Below are 15,848 nucleotides of genomic sequence, written 5' to 3' on the forward strand. Positions count from 1 at the left end.
GTTCCTTCACTTGGCGTTCTTCACGTAGGTGTCGAACCAGTTCAGCATCTCCGACACCAGCTGCTCGTTGGACTCCAGCGCGGTGTACCAGTGCGGTTCGTTCGGCAGCATCACTAGGCGGGTGGTACCGCCGTTGCCACGAATGGCCTGGTACAGCTTGCGCGACTGGAACGGTTCGGTGCCCGGGTTGGCATCGTCCTCACCGTGCACCAGCAGCAGCGGCAGCTTGATCTTGTCGGCATAGAAGAACGGCGAGGCCTTCAGGTACACGTCCTGCGCCTGCCATACCGAGCGACGTTCGTTCTGGAAGCCGAACGGGGTAAAGGTCTTGTTGTACGAACCGCTGGTCGCCACGCCGGCCTTGAACAGCTTGGTATGCGCGATCAGGTTGGCGGTCATCAGGCCACCGTGGCTGTGACCGGTCACGCCGATGCGGTTGCGGTCGACCACGCCCATGTCCACGGCCTTGTCCACCGCCGCCTTGGCGTCGGCTTCCAGCTGCTCCAGATAAGTGTCGTAGGCGTTCTTCGGGTCACCCACGATCGGGAACGAGGCGTTGTCGATGATCGCGTAGCCGGCCAGCAGCATCAGGCGGTACGGCTGCAGACGGGTGAAGGTCTGCTGCGAACCGGACACCTGGCCGGCCTGCGCGGCATTGGCGAAGTCGGCCGGGTACGCATACAGGATCGCCGGCACGCGCTGGCCTTCCTTGTAGCCCGGCGGCGTGTACAGGGTGAACGACAGGTCCACGCCATCGGCACGCTTGTAGGTCACCAGCTGCTTCTTGATCTGGCGCACTTCCGGGGTCGGGTCGACCAGCTTGGTCAGCGCGGTCGCGGTGGACGCGAACTGCGCCTCGCCGGTCTTCGCATCAGCCACTGCCTCACCCTGCTGGCGGATGAAGGCATTCGGCGGATCGATCACCGACTGGTGCCAGGTCAGGTAGCGCCCCGGCGTGCTGCTGAAACCGAGGAACTGTTCGTAGGCGTCGGCACTGCTGCGGAACAGGCGCTCGCTCTTCAGGGTGCCCAGGTCCAGGCGGTCCAGGAACGGACGGTCGCCCTGCGGCGACGCGCCACGGCCGCTGAGGAACACATGGTTGCCCTCACGGCGCACCACCTGCGCGCCATTCGGCAAGCGGGTAAAGACCAGGTTGCCGGGGTTGGCGTACAGCTCGTCGCTGGACATGTCCCACAGCAGGCGGCCTTCCTTCTTCGGCTGGTCCACATCGACGATGCGGGTCTGCATCCAGTGACGGTTCTCGTCGTTCTCGTACTGGAACGCCACGGCCGGATCGGCGGTCCACGCGAAGCCCTCAAATCGCTGCGCGGTACGGGTGATTTCGGTCGGCTTGCCGTTGAACGGGGCCTTCAGCATCAGCACGCGGTCGCGGTGCGGCACGTTGACCTTCCAGTCGCCCTTGTCCAGTGCCTCGGCATAGACCAGGGTGGCCGGATCGGTGGCACGCCAGTCGAAGCCACGCGGGCCTTCCGGCACGCCATGCACCGGTACGCGGTCGGCCAGCGGCAGGCTGGCAATCGGCGTGGATTTGCCGCTGGCGATGTCCAGCACGGCCACGTCGTTGGCGAAGCGCTGGTAGGTCACCGCATGCGAGTATGGCGCCTTGATCGATTCGGTCAGCACGTGCACGCCATCGGGTGCGGCGCTGACTTCGTTGAACAGCGCCGGCTGCCCGACCGGACGCACGCTGTTGGCGGCGGTATCGACCACGGCCAGCTGCGAGGCACCGTAATAAGCGAACAGCTTCTCGTCATGCACGCTGGTCAGCGTGTCGCGGGCCTCGTAGGTGCTGCTCTCGCCACTGCTGCCCAGCGACTCCTGTGCATCCGGGCCGGTCGGTACGCCGCCGTTGGAACGTGCCGGGCCCTGGTTAACCGGTACCAGTTTCACCAGCAGGTTCTGGCTGCCGCCCAGCCACTGCACGGTGTAGCCGAAGATCGGGTTCAGCTGCACATTCGGCACCTGCTTCACCTGCCCGGTGGCCGCATCGCCAACCCACAGCTGCACGCTGGTATCGACCGCATTCTGGAAGGCGAAATGGCTGCCATCGGCCGACCACAGCGCGCCGGTGGCGCAGCCCTGCGGCAGGTTGACCTTGGTCTCCTTGCTGCTGCCGATATCGACCAGGGTGAAGTCGGCCACGCAGGCCGGAATACCGTAGCCGCCGGGGGTGTCATGCCGACTGCGGTTCTTCGGCTCCAGCCGAACGCCGGCCAGCTTCAGGTACGGCTGGGCGACGCGGCTGATCGACGGATAGGTCTGCGCGGTGGTCAGCAGCAGGCGCTGGCCGCCCGGGGCCACGTTCGGCGCCGGCGGCGGCGGTGCCTTCAACACCTTGAGCAGGTGTTCCGGCGGCTTCGCGTAATCGGCAAGCGCCGGGCCAGCGGCCAGCAGGCCGACGGTGGCAACGGCAACCGCCGCTGCCAGAGAGGTTCGACGGATGAGCATCCTTATCCCCTGGGGTGTGAATGGGTACCCGGAATCGGGCATGGCCCCGAATCTAGCACCGCAGGGGTTGTCGTGAATGGGCCGGAAGGGCTAGTGGCCGGATGGGGCAAAGTGCAGCTCCGGCAGGTGCCGGGGAGCTGCCGGCACCTGCCAGGCATGGCCTGGCACTACTGCTGGGCGTGCAGGTCCCAGGCGGTGAGATAGTCCGGGTCGACCACGATCATGCCGCTGTTGCTCATCCGGTACTCTCCCGGCTGGGCCGGCAGGTACTGGTCGAGCATCGGCGGCAGGTAACGCTCGTGGCCATCATTCTCGTCGGCCAGCACCACGCCTTCATCGGCACTGATGCGCAGCACCGTTCCCGCGTACTGTTCCAGTCCCTGCACCTGGCCGTCGCCGCCGTAGCGGGTCACCCCGACCAGCACCAGTTTTCCGATCATTTCCTCGACCTTGGCATCGTCTAGGGGAGGGAGCATGGGATTGAATTCGTCGCTCATAGGTTCACCTCGAAAGCCTGCAAGGGCATCGAAGGCCAGACGGGCCCCGGCTCAACAATGCGAGACGGCAAACGCTTGTGCCTCTCAAATGCATGAATGTGATCGATGGCTAACGTAACGCGGAGCGGAAGCGCGACTGACTGCGGTGAATGGGCAACCAAGGCCTGAACCCAGTGGCCGTAGCCAAGAACCAGCAGAATTGCAGTTGGATGCTGCCATCACCCATAGCACGACGGAGTGAAGGATCGGAATTCAAAGACAGGCGTCGCCCGCTTGTCGCTGGACTTCCATCAACAGCAAATCGCACCGTAGGCTAGAACCTGATCTGACGAGAGCTAATCCATGAAATGGACTTATCTAGGCGCCATCGGAATTGTGGCCCTTGCCTCAATCGCCTTGGTCGCGCTGACCTACAGGTTACATTTTCCCGGTTCTGTATCCCCTGACCCTTCTATCTGGGGCTCCTTCGGAGATTACTTTGGGGGCATCCTCAATCCGCTATTCGCGTTCGTCGCCTTTCTAGGCGTCCTTTGGTCGATCGGAATGCAGAATCAGCAGCTGAGAGACGCATCGATTGAGAAAAAGAGTGCGGAGATTCTTCTGGTCATCCGAGACATGGATGCGCGAATTCATACCCTTCTTGAAACCGAGGTCGGCAAGACATTCGATAGCGTAGGAGCAACTTCTCTAAGAATTAGACATATGGTATCGGAGGCGGGGAAGAAGGACCGAGCATCAGGACCAAGCGACAGCTACTTCTCATTCCTGAGCACAGCACGAGTAGAGGGCAGCATCGTTGAGTCGTCCACCAGGGATCTCCGTCACCTGGTGATCTCGATGCAGGAATTAATTGCTTTGCACCCGGTCGGTCCACGCAACGAACTACTTCCAATCACGAAGTACTATTCGAACAAGACCAGACCCGTCGCAATCCTGATCAACGACATAGAAGCTCTCTCAGGTGAACTCAAGCACTTCTACTCACTGAAGTAAGTGCAGGGGCCTATCTCTCATACAGATTGCGATCACGCTAGAATGCGTGCATGCGCACCGTACATGCCCTCCGCTACATCACCCCCTTGCGGGAAGGTGGCTCCCTGCCGGCCGTAGTCGAGACTGACGACGACGGCATGGCCGTGCTGAAGTTCCGTGGCGCCGGCCAGGGCCCGAAGGCGCTGATCGCCGAGCTGATCGCTGGCGAAATGGCGCGCACGCTGGGCCTGCCGATTCCGGAGATCCTGTTCGTGGAGCTGGACCGCGAGTTCGCCCGCACCGAGCCCGACCCGGAGATCCAGGAACTGATACGCGCCAGTGAAGGTTTGAACCTGGGCCTGGACTACCTCCCCGGTGCGATCAACTACGACCCGGCGGCGATGCCGGTGGATGCCGACCTGGCATCGCGCATCGTCTGGTTCGATGCGTTCACCAGCAATGTCGATCGCACCACGCGCAACCCCAACCTGATGGTGTGGCATCGAAAGCTGTACCTGATCGACCACGGTGCGGCCATGTATTTCCATCACGACTGGGCCAACGCCGGCGATGCCTGCGAAAAGCCATTCGTGCTGATCCGCGACCATGTGCTGCTGTCGTTCGCCAGCCACATCGCCGAGGTGGATGCCGAGCTGGCCGCGCGCCTGACCGATGCCGAGATCGAGCGCATCGTCGGCCTGGTGCCGGACAGCTGGCTGGTGAATGAGCCGGCGTTCGACAGCCCACAGGCCTATCGCCAAGGCTATATCGACTATCTCAAGCAGCGCCTGAAAGTGCGTGCGGTGTTCGTGCAGGAGGCCATCCGTGCCCACGCTGCACACGTATGACTATGCGGTCATCCGCGTGGTACCGCGGGTGGAGCGCGAGGAATTCATCAACGTCGGGGTGATCGTCTCCTGTCCCGGTGCGCGTCATCTGGAAGCGGCCATCGAGATCGATCCGGCACGCCTGCACGCCTTCGCGCCAGCGCTGGACCAGGAGGCGCTGCAGCCATGGCTGGATGCGATCGTGGCGATCTGCCGCGGCGATGCCAGCGCCGGGCCGATCGCGCAGCTGCCGGCGCGCGCGCGCTTCCATTTCCTCACCGCCAAGCGTAGTTCGGTCGTGCAGATGTCGAGCACGCATGTGGGCCGCACGGCCGATCCGGCGGGTGTGGTGGAACACTTGATGACGAAGATGGTGCGGGTGCCGCGCTGACGCGCCCGTCTCTCACTTCCTGGCGCGCGCCCTGTGCCAGGCAATGAGCGCACAGGCTGCTGCAGCGGCAATCAACACCCACCCGGCTGCCGCTTGTCCATGCAGGTAGCCTTGTGCATACGCAGCACTGGCACCTTCGCTGGCCATGGCCGGAGCACCCTTGAGTATCACGTGCACCCCACGCAGCAGCAGCACCATGCTGGCGACCAGACACACCACGGGAAGGAGTCGGCTCATGGCCCGATTCTGGTCCGCCACCTGCCCCAGCGTCAACATCGCTGTGGCATAGTCGCTCGGGACTACAGCGGCACTCTTCGCGCGATGTAGTTGACCACATTGCCGATCGCATCCGGGTCGACATTGGCCAGCCCAACGATCACATAGCCCTGCGCGGGTAGCACCACGATGGCACTGTTCGATCCGGGCGCACCGCCTTCGTGGCCGTACTGATGCTCCCTGCCCTCGCCCTGCACCACGAAGCCGAACCCGTACCAGCCCTTGTGGTTCTGCGCCGTGGTGGCCTGCTGCAGCAATGCAGGTGAGACCAGCTTTCCGCTGCGCAGCGCCTCGGCGAACTTCACCATGTCGCTCACCGTGCTGTAGCCACCACCGGCTGACATGCCGCGCCAGGGCAGCGACTTCGTTTCACGCACCCATTGCCCATCCTGCTTCGTATAGGCGACCGCACGCTGTGGCACCGTCACTGTTTCCGGTTCGAAGCCGGTGCCGGTCATGCCTGCCGGGCGCAGGATGTGTTGCTCCACATAGGCGTAGTACGACTGCCCGGAGACGGCCTCGATGATCCGCCCTAGCACGATGAAGCCATAGTTCGAGTAGCTGTCCTGGCTGCCGGGCGTGAACTGCGGTGCATCCTTGGCAAAGCGCTGCACATAGTCATCCAGCGTCTTCAGCGACGCGGAATACTGCTCGAAATCTTCGCCGAAGAAATCACCCAGGCCACTGGTATGGGTCAGCAGCTGACGAACCGTCACGCTGTTGGCAACGGCCTTGTTCGGATAGTCCGGCAGGTGCTTGCCGATCGTGTCATCGAGACTGAGTTTGCCCTCCTGCACCCGCTGCAGTATGGCCACTGCGGTGAACATCTTGTTGGAGGACGCAAGGCGGAACTGCGTATCCACGCCCACTGGAATGCCAGCGGTGCGATCGGCATTGCCACCGCGCCAGTCCAGCAGCACCTTGCCGTTCCGTGCCACCTGCAACGCACCCGACAGCGCGTCCTGGGCCCGCAGCGCCTCCAGCCTTGCTGTGGCATCGGCCATCAGGGCAGGCAAAGCAACCCTCTCCGGCTTGAACTTGTCCGGCGTTTCAGTGCCTTCGATCTGGAACTGCTTCAGGTGCGCCGGATTGTCCGGGTCAATGCTGGCCGTCACCCACATCGCGCGCTCGTTCAGCTGGCCCATCACCAGCACCTTCGCGTGACCGGGCGCGCTCTGGCGTGTTTCCAGCACACTCAGCGGGCCGGTGCTCTCGCGGAACTCGAGATAGTCCTTGGGGCTGCTGCCTTCCTTCTTCGCGTAGGTATCGGCGAACGCCTGCAGTTGCTCGAGGCTGCCAGCGTTGAAGGCCGCCAGCCAGTCATCGATGGCGTCCTGCGCACGTGGATGTGCGCGCTCGGAAGATGTAGCGCCGATTGTTGGAAAAACCGGGGTAACCAGTAGAACCGAACAGGCCAGTGCATTGCAGAGAAACAGGCGTCCAACAACCCTCATGGCAGTTCCTTTGCGGGGATTCCTGGACGCATCCTAGACCAAGGATGCGGCCGCCGCATCGACACCAGGGACTCTGCTGCAACACCTCAACAGTGACGCTGAATGCTTCGATGCGCTGCCATCCACTCCGCGTGCGTGGTGGAATGCGCACAGCCCCGGATGCAACGTGAGTGCGAGATCCTTCGCAGTTGATGGAAACCCTGCTACCCGATGGCCCCGCTATCGCCTTGCCATCGTCTGTTCGCTGAATCTCGCCACGCAGAAGTCCAGGAAGCTGCGCAGCTTGGGCGTCAGCTGGCGATCGCGCGGATACACCAGGTTGATCCAGGTCGACACCGGTACGTAGTCCGGCAGCACTTCCACCAGCTCACCACGCGCCAATGCTCCGGCCAGCATTTCGTGCGGTTGCAGGATCAGCCCCAGCCCTCCGATGGCGGCGGTCAGCAGCGGCTCGGCCTGGTTGACCATGAAGCGGCTGGACACCGGCACGGTCAGCACGCCGCCATCGGTATCGCGAAAGCTCCAGCGGGTGCGGATGATCGAATGCGCGAAGCCCAGGCACTCGTGGCGGCTCAGGTCATTGGGATGGGCAATGGCCGGGCGCGAAGCCAGATAGTCCGGCGAGGCACACAGGACCAGCGGATACGGCCCCAACCGCCGCGCCACCAGCCCACTGTCGGCCAGATCGCCAGTGCGGAACACCAGGTCGTAGCCGTCTTCAACGATGTCCACCAGATTGTTGGACAGGTTCAGATCGACCTGCACGTCCGGGTACTGCTGCAAGTAGGCCACCACCGCGGGGCCCAGCGCGTGCACGCCGAAGGTGACCGGCGCACTGATGCGCAGGCGCCCCATCGGCCGCCCGCGCGCCACTTCGGCCAGCTGCTCGGCCCCCTCCACTTCCTCCAGGATCACCCGCGCCCGCGCCAGGTAGGCCTGGCCGAAGTCGGTCAGGCTCTGCTTGCGCGTGGTGCGGTTGAGCAGGCGCACACCCAGATGCTGCTCCAGCGCCTGGATGTGCTTGCCGACCAGCTGCGGCGACAGGTCCAGTGCCTCGGCAGCGGCGGCGAAGGAGCCGACCTCGGCCACCTTGGCGAAGGTCCGCAGGGCAACGATCAGGTCCATTGCAAACAATTGTTTTTCAATGAAACGCCAGATTACCCCTTATTCTGGATGCAGACTACGCGCACAGTAGCGCTCACCCTTTCGCCGGCGCCCTCGCCGGCCCTTCCTCGGAGCCCCCCATGAGCCAGGTTGTCCGCATCCACGAATATGGCACTGCCGATGTACTGCGCATCGACGATATCGACGTTCCCGCCCCCGCCCCTGACGAAGTCCAGATCCGGGTGAAGGCGATCGGCCTGAACCGCGCCGAGGTGATGTTCCGTAACGGCGCCTACCTGCAGGAAGCGCAGTTCCCCAGCCGCCTGGGCTACGAAGCGGCCGGCGTGGTTGAAGCCGTCGGCAGTGCAGTGAGCGGATTCACTGCGGGCGATGCGGTCAGCGTGGTTCCGCCACTGGATATCGCGCGCTGGGGCACCTACGGCGAACTGGCCAACGTGCCGGCACGACTGGTGGTCAAGCATCCGCAGGCACTGGACTTTGAAACGGCCGCCGCGGTGTGGATGCAGTACGTCACCGCCTGGGGCGCGCTGTTGGAACAGGCACGTCTGGCCGCCGGGGACTTCGTCATCATCACCGCCGCCAGCAGCAGCGTCGGCCTGGCCGCCATCCAGATCGCCAATGCAGTCGGCGCCACGCCGATCGCTGTGACCCGTGGCCCGGGCAAGCGCCAGGCCCTGCTCGATGCAGGCGCCGCCCACGTCATCGCCACCCAGGAGCAGGATCTGGTGGCCGAAGTGGCGCGCATCACCGGCGGCGCAGGTGCCCGCGTGGTGTTCGATCCGATCGGTGGCCCGCAGTTCGTGCCGCTGACCGAAGCGATGGCGCGTGGCGGCATCCTGCTGGAATACGGCGCGCTGAGCAGCGAACCCACGCCGTTCCCGTTGTTCAACGTGCTGGGCAAGTCGCTGACGTTGAAAGGCTACCTGTACTCGGAGATCGTTTCCGACGATGCCGCGCTGGCCCGCGCGAAGGCATTCATCGTGGATGGCCTGGACAAGGGCACGCTGGCACCGAAGATCGCCAGGGTGTTCCCGTTCGCGCAGATCCAGGACGCACACCGTTACCTGGAATCGAACGAGCAGATCGGCAAGGTGGTGGTGACGGTGTAATCCAGCGTCATGTAATGGGGGTGGATCACCGCCCCCGTTGCGGTTACCTGGGCAACGCAAACGCCATCACGTAATCGCCGTTCGGGGTTTCCATGAAATGGTGGCCGCCGGCCATGATCACCACGTACTGGCGCCCGCCCTGCTCGTACACCATCGGGTTGGCCTGACCTCCCGCGGGCAGCTTGGCATGCCACAACTCCTTGCCGGTCTTCAGGTCGATGGCGCGCAGCAGATCATCGGTGGCGGCGGCGATGAAGATCAGGCCGCTGGCGGTCACCACCGAACCGCCATTGTTCGGTGTGCCGATCTCGATCGGCAGGCCGGAGCGGATGCCGAAGGGTCCGTTGCCGCGCGCACTGCCGAATGGACGGTCCCACAGCAGCTTGCCGGTGCGCAGGTCGATGGCACGGATGCCGCCATAGGGCGGCTGCTTGCACAGCAAACCGGTGAACGGCAGGCGCCAACCGGCATTGACCTGGATGGCGTAGGGCGTGCCCACCTGCGGGTCACCCGCGCCCTCTGCTCCGCCCTTGTCGAACCGGATCTTTTCGCGCGGCAGCCAGCCCAACCGGTCGGCCTCCGCGCGTGGCACCAGCCGGTTGTAGTTCGGCATGTCGTTGTAGTTGGCCACGATCACGCCGCGGCGCGTATCGATGGACACACTGCCCCAGTCCGAGCCGCCGTTGTAGCCGGGGTACTCGATGGAATGGCGCTCGCTGCTCGGCGGCGTGTAGAACCCTTCGTAGTAGGCCTTGCGGAACTGGATGCGGCAGACCAGCTGGTCGATCGGGGTGATGCCCCACATGTCACGTTCGGTCAGCTCATGCTCGCGGCGCAACGTGTGATACAGCGAGAACAGTTGCGTGGGCGAGCGCTGCTCGGGTTCAACACCACCGATGGGCACCTTGCGCTCCTCGGCAGCACTCAGCAACTGGCCGTTGCGGCGGTCGAGGATGTAGATGTCGCCCTGCTTGGTCGGCAACAGGATCGCCGGCACTTTGCCGGCAGCGGTCGGGTAATCGATCAGGCTGGCCTGCGAACCCAGGTCGTAATCCCACACGTCCTTGCGCACCGCCTGGAAATGCCAGACCGGCTTGCCGGTGGCCACGTCGATCGCCACCAGTGACGTCGCATAGCGGTTCTGGGTTTCCGTGCGTGAGCCGCTCCAGTAGTCACCCGCGGAATTGCCCAGCGGCAGGTAGACCAGGCCCAGCGCCTCATCACCGGTGGCGGTGGTCCACATGTTGGGCGTGCCGCGCGTATAGGTCTGCTCGCGCGGCGGCAGACCGCTGCGCTCGGGCTGGTCCATGTCCCACGCCCAGCGCAGCTTGCCGGTAATGGCATCGTAGGCCTGGATCACGCCCGACGGCGCATCGCGGCGCTGCCCGTCCAGCACCTGGTGACCGGTCACGATCACGCCACGCACGATGGCCGGTGGCGAGGTGATCGACACGTAACCCGGTGGCACCTCGCCCATGCCCAGGGTGATGTCGACCTGGCCGTTGTTGCCGAAGTTGGCGCAGGGATGGCCGCTGTCCGCGTCCACCGCGATGATGCGACCGTCCAGCGTGCCTTCAATGATGCGCGCCCAGCACGCCGGTCGACTGCCCGGTGCAGCACTGCGGGTGACACTGGGCGGCGGCTCCGGCAGGGCCAGATCGGCAGCGACATCGGCCAATGCCGCGTCGGCAAGGGTCGGCGTGCTGGGCTGCTCGTAGTAGCTCACCCCACGGCAGGCGGCGGTGTACGGAATCGAGGCGTCCTTCACCTTGGGATCGAACCGCCACAGTTCCTTGCCGCTGGCGGCATCGAGTGCGATCAGGCGGTTGCGCGCGGTGCACAGGTAAAGGCGATCGCCGATCTTCAGCGGCGTGGTTTCCGCGCCCCAGCGCTTCTTGGGCATATCGCCGGTACGGAACTGCCAGGCTGGCTGCAACGAGGCCACATTGGCCGGGGTGATCTGCTGCAGCGGCGAATAGCGGGTGGCGGCATTGCTGCGGCCCCACGCCGGCCAGTCGCCCTCGGCGGGCTGGTCAGCCGGCTGCAGGCCCGTGGTATCACGCGTAGGTTCCAGTCCGGCGCTGACCGCGCCTTCCGGGAACGGCTGATGCCCATCCACTTCACCATGCGGCGCAAAGGCCAGACCGAAGGCGGCCACGAACACCAGCATCAGCACACCCGCCGCGCTGCGCGACAGGCGTTTGGAGACCGGCTCGTGCAGGGTGGGCGCCAGCAAGGCCAGCACGATGCCGAGTGCGGTCACCAGGCCCAGCCGGGGCACCCAGCGCCAGTAGTCGCTGCCTGACTCCCACCAGGTCCACAGCAGCGTGCCGATGAACACCAGCGCGTACAGCAATGCACCGCTGCGGCGGTTGCCGAACAACAGGATGCCGCTGGCCAGCAGGCCGAGCCCGGCGATGGCGTAGTACGCCGAGCCGCCAAGGCTGAGCAGCCACGCACCGAGCCCGCCGATGACCAGGCCGAGCACGACCAGCAGCAGCGACAGCACGGTGACAAGGGGATGCCGGGAGGCGCGAACAGGGGCAGGAGCAGACTGCGGCGTGGCGGACATCGTCGATCTCCGGGGGCAGCATGCGCCGTTATCCCACCGCCTGCGTGAAGCGCGCGCGTATGTGCGGCATCCGGATACGACGACGCCGGCACAGGGCCGGCGTCGTCGGGTACCTCAGGCTCGTGGCAGGATCACTCCTGCGCGGCGTCCTCGCTGCTGGCAGCAGCCGGTGCGCCGTCGGTCGCGGCCGGTGCGGCGACGGCCACCTCGTCCTCGTCTTCGTCGATCGAGGCATCCATGCGCTCCACCGCCTGCAGCTTCTCGTCCTTGGACAGGCGGATCAGGGTCACGCCCTGGGTGTTGCGGCCGACGCGGCTGATTTCCGAGCCACGCGTACGCACCAGGGTGCCACCATCGGAGATCAGCAGCACTTCGTCGCTGGAGCCCATCAGCACCGCGGCGACCAGCTTGCCGTTGCGCTCGGTGGTCTGGATGCCGATCACGCCCTGCGTGCCACGGCCCTTGCGCGGGTAGTCGGGCAGCGGGGTGCGCTTGCCGTAGCCGTTCTCGGTGGCGGTGAGGATGTACTGCACGCTGGCGTCATCGGCGCCGTCGATCACCGCATCGCCATTGGCTGCGGTTTCCTCGACACCGTTGTCGTCCTCGTTCTCGTCCTCGATGCCACCGGCACTTTCGGCCACGATCAGGCTGACCACTTCCTCGCCGGCCGGCATCTTGATGCCGCGCACGCCGGTGGCGGTCCGGCCCATCGAGCGGACCTTGTCTTCACCGAAGCGCACGGTCTTGCCGTTGGAGGCGAACAGCAGGATGTCGCGCTCGCCATCGGTCAGGCCGACGCCGACCAGGGCATCGCCCTCGTCGAGGTTGATCGCGATCTTGCCGCGCGCCAGGCGGAAGGCGAACTCGCTCAGCGGGGTCTTCTTGACCGTACCGTTCTTCGTGGCGAAGAACACGAACTGGCCGTCGGCGTACTCACGCACCGGCAGCACGGCCTGCACGCGTTCGCCCGGCTCCAGCGGGATCCAGTTGATGATCGGACGGCCGCGGGCGTTGGAACCGGCTTCGGGCAGCTGGTAGACCGGCAGCCAGAACACCTTGCCCGAGCTGGTGAAGGTCAGCAGCGTATCGTGCGTGTTGACCAGCCACAGCTGTTCGATGAAATCCTCTTCCTTGGTCGCTGCCGCACTGCGGCCGCGGCCGCCACGGCGCTGTGCGCGGTACACGCTCACCGGCTGCCGCTTCACGTAACCGGCATGCGACACGGTGACCACCACGTCTTCCGGCGCGATCAGGTCGAGGACGTCCAGGTCTTCTTCGCTGTGGCGGATTTCGGTACGACGCTCGTCGCCGAACTCGGCCTTGACGTTGACCAGCTCCTCGCGGATCACCTGCAGCAGACGGTCGGGATCTTCCAGGATGTGGATCAGCCCGGCGATCACTTCCAGCAGCTGCTTGTACTCGTCGGTCAGGCGGTCCTGCTCCAGCCCGGTCAGGCGGTGCAGGCGCATTTCCAGGATCTGGGTGGCCTGGATCTCGGTCAGCTGGTAGCCGCCCTCGATCAGGCCCACGCCCTTGGGCAGGTCTTCCGGGCGCGAGGCTTCGGCGCCGGCGGCACCCAGCATCGCACCGACCAGGCCCGGCTCCCACACGCGGGCCAGCATGCGCTCGCGTGCTTCGTTCGGGTTCGGCGAGGTCTTGATCAGTTCGATCATCTCGTCGATGTTGGCCAGCGCGACGGTCAGGCCTTCCAGCACGTGGGCACGGGCGCGCGCCTTGCGCAGCTCGAACACGGTACGGCGGGTGACCACTTCGCGACGGTGGCGGACGAACGCCTCCAGCATCTGCTTGAGGTTCATCAACTGCGGGCGGCCATCGACCAGCGCCACCATGTTGATGCCGAACACCGATTCCATCTGCGTCTGCTGGTACAGGTTGTTCAGCACAACCTCGGCAGATTCACCGCGCTTGATCTCGATGTAGATGCGCATACCGTCCTTGTCGGACTCATCGCGCAGCTCGCTGATGCCTTCGATCTTCTTTTCCTTGACCAGCTCGGCGATCTTCTCGATCAGACGCGCCTTGTTCACCTGGTAAGGAATTTCGGTGACGATGATCGATTCGCGGCCGTTGTCGGCCACTTCGATATCGGCCTTGGCACGGATGCGCACGCGGCCACGGCCGGTGCGGTAGCCGGCGACGATGCCGGCGGTGCCGTTGATGATGCCGGCGGTCGGGAAATCCGGGCCCGGGATGTACTCCATCAGGCCGTCGACGTCGATTTCCGGGTTGTCGATCAGCGCGATGCAGGCGTTGATCGATTCGCTCAGGTTGTGCGGCGGGATGTTGGTCGCCATGCCCACCGCGATACCGGCCGAACCGTTGACCAGCAGGTTCGGGAACCGGGTCGGCATGACCGTCGGCTCCAGTTCCTTTTCGTCGTAGTTGGGCTGGAAATCGACGGTTTCCTTGTCGATGTCCGCCATCAGCTCATGCGCCAGGCGCGACATGCGCGCTTCGGTGTATCGCATTGCCGCGGCGGAGTCGCCATCGATGGAGCCGAAGTTACCCTGGCCATCAACCAGCATGTAACGCAGCGAGAACGGTTGTGCCAGGCGCACCAGCGTGTCGTACACCGACTGATCGCCATGCGGGTGGTACTTACCGATGACGTCACCGACGATACGCGCCGACTTGAAGTAGGGCTTGTTGCTGTGCGCGTTGAGTTCATTCATCGCGAACAGCACGCGGCGATGCACCGGCTTGAGGCCGTCGCGCGCATCCGGGAGCGCGCGGCCCACGATCACGCTCATGGCGTAATCGAGGTAGCTCTTGCGCATCTCGTCTTCCAGGTTGACCTGGATGATTTCCTTGGCGGTTTCTGCCATTCGGGTTCCGTTGTCTGGTAGCGGTCCAGTCCGGCGCAGCCCCCTGCGGGAGGGGGTCGTGCCGGAACCTCGATTCAACCTGCGGATATTACCACAACAGGCCGTTTTCCGCCTCCCTTTACGGGTATTTTACCTGCACAAATCAGGAACTTAGGGGGTTGCCGACCCGCGGCCGGCACCACCGGGGGCGGAGGTCACGCGGCCCCTCCCCCGCGCGTCAGCCGCCGAAGGCGGCGCGCATGTTCTCCGGGGTCGGGTTCAGGATCACGCCGCGCTCGGTCACGATGGCATCGATCAGCTCGCCCGGGGTGACGTCGAACACCGGGTTCCAGGCGGCGATGCCTTCGGCCACGGTGCGGGTACCGCCCACGCCGTACAGCTCGCCCGGGTCGCGCTGCTCGATCTCGATCTGGCTGCCATCCACGGTCTCCATGTCCACGGTCGAGGACGGCGCCACCACCATGAACTTGACCCCGTGGTGGCGCGCGGCGATGGCCAGCTGATAGGTGCCGATCTTGTTGGCGGTATCGCCGTTGGCACAGATGCGGTCGGCGCCGACGATCACCCACTGCACGGCGCCGGTCTTCATCAGGTGCGAGGCTGCCGAATCGGCGATCAGGGTGGCGTCGATGCCATCCTGCTGCAGTTCCCACACGGTCAGGCGTGCGCCCTGCAGCCACGGACGGGTCTCGCCGGCGAACACGCGGGCGATGCGGTGCTGGGCCATGCCGGCACGGATCACGCCCAGTGCCGTGCCGAAGCCGGCGGTGGCCAGCGAGCCGGTGTTGCAGTGGGTCAGCACGCCGCTGCCGGCCTCGATCAGGCCCGCGCCCAGCGCGCCCATGTGGCGGTTGGCGGCCAGGTCTTCTTCGGCAATGGCCTGCGCTTCGGCTTCCAGCAGGGCCTTCCAGTCGGCGCCGGCGATGTTCAGGCAGCGACGCATGCGCGCCAGCGCCCAGGCCAGATTGACGGCGGTCGGGCGCGATGCGTTCAGGCGCTGCAGCGCCGGCTCCAACTGCTGAAGCGCATGCGCGCCATCAGCGGCCTGCACGTCCCGCGCCGCCAGCACCACACCCCAGGCTGCGGCAATGCCGATCGCCGGCGCGCCACGCACGGTCAGCGCGTGGATGGCGCTGGCAACGTCGTCACTGTCATGGCAGACCACGTGCTCGACCACGAACGGCAGCTTGCGCTGGTCCAGCAGTTGCAGGGCATCTCCGGTCCAGAGGATCGGGCGGATGTGGTCATAACGGGCGTAGTCGATGTCGGAGGCAGTGTTCATGGGCCCATTGTAGGGCCACGCCCCGCGT

At 65.1% G+C, this 15,848-nt stretch carries 12 protein-coding genes; 4 read left to right on the forward strand and 8 right to left on the reverse strand.

Annotated features, from left to right (window positions below; translation table 11 throughout):
• Window positions 1-6: 6 nt before the first annotated feature.
• Both ACZLHH_RS15165 and ACZLHH_RS15170 read right to left on the reverse strand, forming a co-directional pair.
• The gene (locus tag ACZLHH_RS15165; RefSeq protein ID WP_180845288.1) at window positions 7-2,469 is read right to left on the reverse strand and encodes a S9 family peptidase; all 2,463 of its coding nucleotides are present in this window, start codon (window positions 2,467-2,469) and stop codon (window positions 7-9) included.
• A gap of 167 nt (window positions 2,470-2,636) precedes the next feature.
• Complete coding sequence (locus tag ACZLHH_RS15170; protein ID WP_164161270.1) at window positions 2,637-2,966, reverse strand: hypothetical protein; 330 nt, start codon at window positions 2,964-2,966, stop codon at window positions 2,637-2,639.
• A 342-nt stretch (window positions 2,967-3,308) separates the two neighbouring features.
• Between ACZLHH_RS15170 and ACZLHH_RS15175 the strand changes: the two genes are divergently transcribed.
• Genes ACZLHH_RS15175 through ACZLHH_RS15185 form a run of 3 tightly spaced genes read left to right on the forward strand, consistent with a single transcriptional unit; the run spans window position 3,309 to window position 5,156 of the window.
• Entirely contained in the window at window positions 3,309-3,959 is a 651-nt protein-coding gene (locus ACZLHH_RS15175) for a hypothetical protein (RefSeq protein ID WP_180845289.1), read from the forward strand.
• Between the two features lie 50 nt (window positions 3,960-4,009).
• On the forward strand, window positions 4,010-4,786 hold the full coding sequence (locus tag ACZLHH_RS15180) for a HipA family kinase (RefSeq protein ID WP_132810446.1): 777 nt from the start codon (window positions 4,010-4,012) through the stop codon (window positions 4,784-4,786).
• Window positions 4,764-5,156 (forward strand): DUF3037 domain-containing protein, encoded by a 393-nt coding sequence (locus ACZLHH_RS15185; RefSeq protein WP_049400180.1) that lies wholly within the window; start codon window positions 4,764-4,766, stop codon window positions 5,154-5,156. Before ACZLHH_RS15180 ends, ACZLHH_RS15185 begins: the two co-directional genes overlap by 23 nt.
• A gap of 12 nt (window positions 5,157-5,168) precedes the next feature.
• Here the strand turns inward: ACZLHH_RS15185 and ACZLHH_RS15190 are convergent, their stop codons facing one another.
• From ACZLHH_RS15190 to ACZLHH_RS15200, 3 genes are all read right to left on the reverse strand, one after another.
• Window positions 5,169-5,393: a hypothetical protein gene (locus ACZLHH_RS15190; RefSeq protein ID WP_132810447.1), complete on the reverse strand. Its 225-nt coding sequence runs from the start codon at window positions 5,391-5,393 to the stop codon at window positions 5,169-5,171.
• A 62-nt stretch (window positions 5,394-5,455) separates the two neighbouring features.
• Window positions 5,456-6,886 (reverse strand): serine hydrolase domain-containing protein, encoded by a 1,431-nt coding sequence (locus ACZLHH_RS15195; RefSeq protein ID WP_180845290.1) that lies wholly within the window; start codon window positions 6,884-6,886, stop codon window positions 5,456-5,458.
• 219 nt (window positions 6,887-7,105) lie between these two features.
• On the reverse strand, window positions 7,106-8,011 hold the full coding sequence (locus ACZLHH_RS15200) for a LysR family transcriptional regulator (RefSeq protein ID WP_180845291.1): 906 nt from the start codon (window positions 8,009-8,011) through the stop codon (window positions 7,106-7,108).
• 119 nt (window positions 8,012-8,130) lie between these two features.
• Between ACZLHH_RS15200 and ACZLHH_RS15205 the strand changes: the two genes are divergently transcribed.
• Window positions 8,131-9,120 carry a zinc-dependent alcohol dehydrogenase family protein gene (locus ACZLHH_RS15205; RefSeq protein ID WP_180845292.1) on the forward strand — a complete coding sequence of 330 codons (990 nt, stop codon included), beginning with the start codon at window positions 8,131-8,133 and terminating at the stop codon, window positions 9,118-9,120.
• 43 nt (window positions 9,121-9,163) lie between these two features.
• On the opposite strand, the gene ACZLHH_RS15210 is transcribed toward ACZLHH_RS15205, so the two are convergent.
• From ACZLHH_RS15210 to mtnA, 3 genes are all read right to left on the reverse strand, one after another.
• Window positions 9,164-11,692, reverse strand: a complete 2,529-nt coding sequence (locus ACZLHH_RS15210) for a membrane-bound PQQ-dependent dehydrogenase, glucose/quinate/shikimate family (protein WP_180845293.1) — start codon at window positions 11,690-11,692, stop codon at window positions 9,164-9,166.
• 131 nt (window positions 11,693-11,823) lie between these two features.
• The gene (gene gyrA / locus ACZLHH_RS15215) at window positions 11,824-14,538 is read right to left on the reverse strand and encodes a DNA gyrase subunit A (RefSeq protein WP_180845294.1); all 2,715 of its coding nucleotides are present in this window, start codon (window positions 14,536-14,538) and stop codon (window positions 11,824-11,826) included.
• Window positions 14,539-14,755: 217 nt separating this feature from the next.
• Window positions 14,756-15,820: an S-methyl-5-thioribose-1-phosphate isomerase gene (gene mtnA, locus ACZLHH_RS15220; protein WP_180845295.1), complete on the reverse strand. Its 1,065-nt coding sequence runs from the start codon at window positions 15,818-15,820 to the stop codon at window positions 14,756-14,758.
• Window positions 15,821-15,848: the final 28 nt, after the last annotated feature.

Source organism: Stenotrophomonas sp. 28608_Sma, assembly GCF_056486185.1.

What these genes read in the sequence shown, in the direction of transcription:
- ACZLHH_RS15210 (WP_180845293.1), bottom strand. Translation starts at nt 11,692, where the DNA reads ATGTCCGCCACGCCGCAGTCTGCTCCTGCCCCTGTTCGCGCCTCCCGG.
- ACZLHH_RS15180 (WP_132810446.1), top strand. Translation starts at nt 4,010, where the DNA reads ATGCGCACCGTACATGCCCTCCGCTACATCACCCCCTTGCGGGAAGGT.
- ACZLHH_RS15200 (WP_180845291.1), bottom strand. Translation starts at nt 8,011, where the DNA reads ATGGACCTGATCGTTGCCCTGCGGACCTTCGCCAAGGTGGCCGAGGTC.
- ACZLHH_RS15190 (WP_132810447.1), bottom strand. Translation starts at nt 5,393, where the DNA reads ATGAGCCGACTCCTTCCCGTGGTGTGTCTGGTCGCCAGCATGGTGCTG.
- mtnA (WP_180845295.1), bottom strand. Translation starts at nt 15,820, where the DNA reads ATGAACACTGCCTCCGACATCGACTACGCCCGTTATGACCACATCCGC.
- ACZLHH_RS15195 (WP_180845290.1), bottom strand. Translation starts at nt 6,886, where the DNA reads ATGAGGGTTGTTGGACGCCTGTTTCTCTGCAATGCACTGGCCTGTTCG.
- ACZLHH_RS15175 (WP_180845289.1), top strand. Translation starts at nt 3,309, where the DNA reads ATGAAATGGACTTATCTAGGCGCCATCGGAATTGTGGCCCTTGCCTCA.
- ACZLHH_RS15170 (WP_164161270.1), bottom strand. Translation starts at nt 2,966, where the DNA reads ATGAGCGACGAATTCAATCCCATGCTCCCTCCCCTAGACGATGCCAAG.
- ACZLHH_RS15165 (WP_180845288.1), bottom strand. Translation starts at nt 2,469, where the DNA reads ATGCTCATCCGTCGAACCTCTCTGGCAGCGGCGGTTGCCGTTGCCACC.
- ACZLHH_RS15205 (WP_180845292.1), top strand. Translation starts at nt 8,131, where the DNA reads ATGAGCCAGGTTGTCCGCATCCACGAATATGGCACTGCCGATGTACTG.
- gyrA (WP_180845294.1), bottom strand. Translation starts at nt 14,538, where the DNA reads ATGGCAGAAACCGCCAAGGAAATCATCCAGGTCAACCTGGAAGACGAG.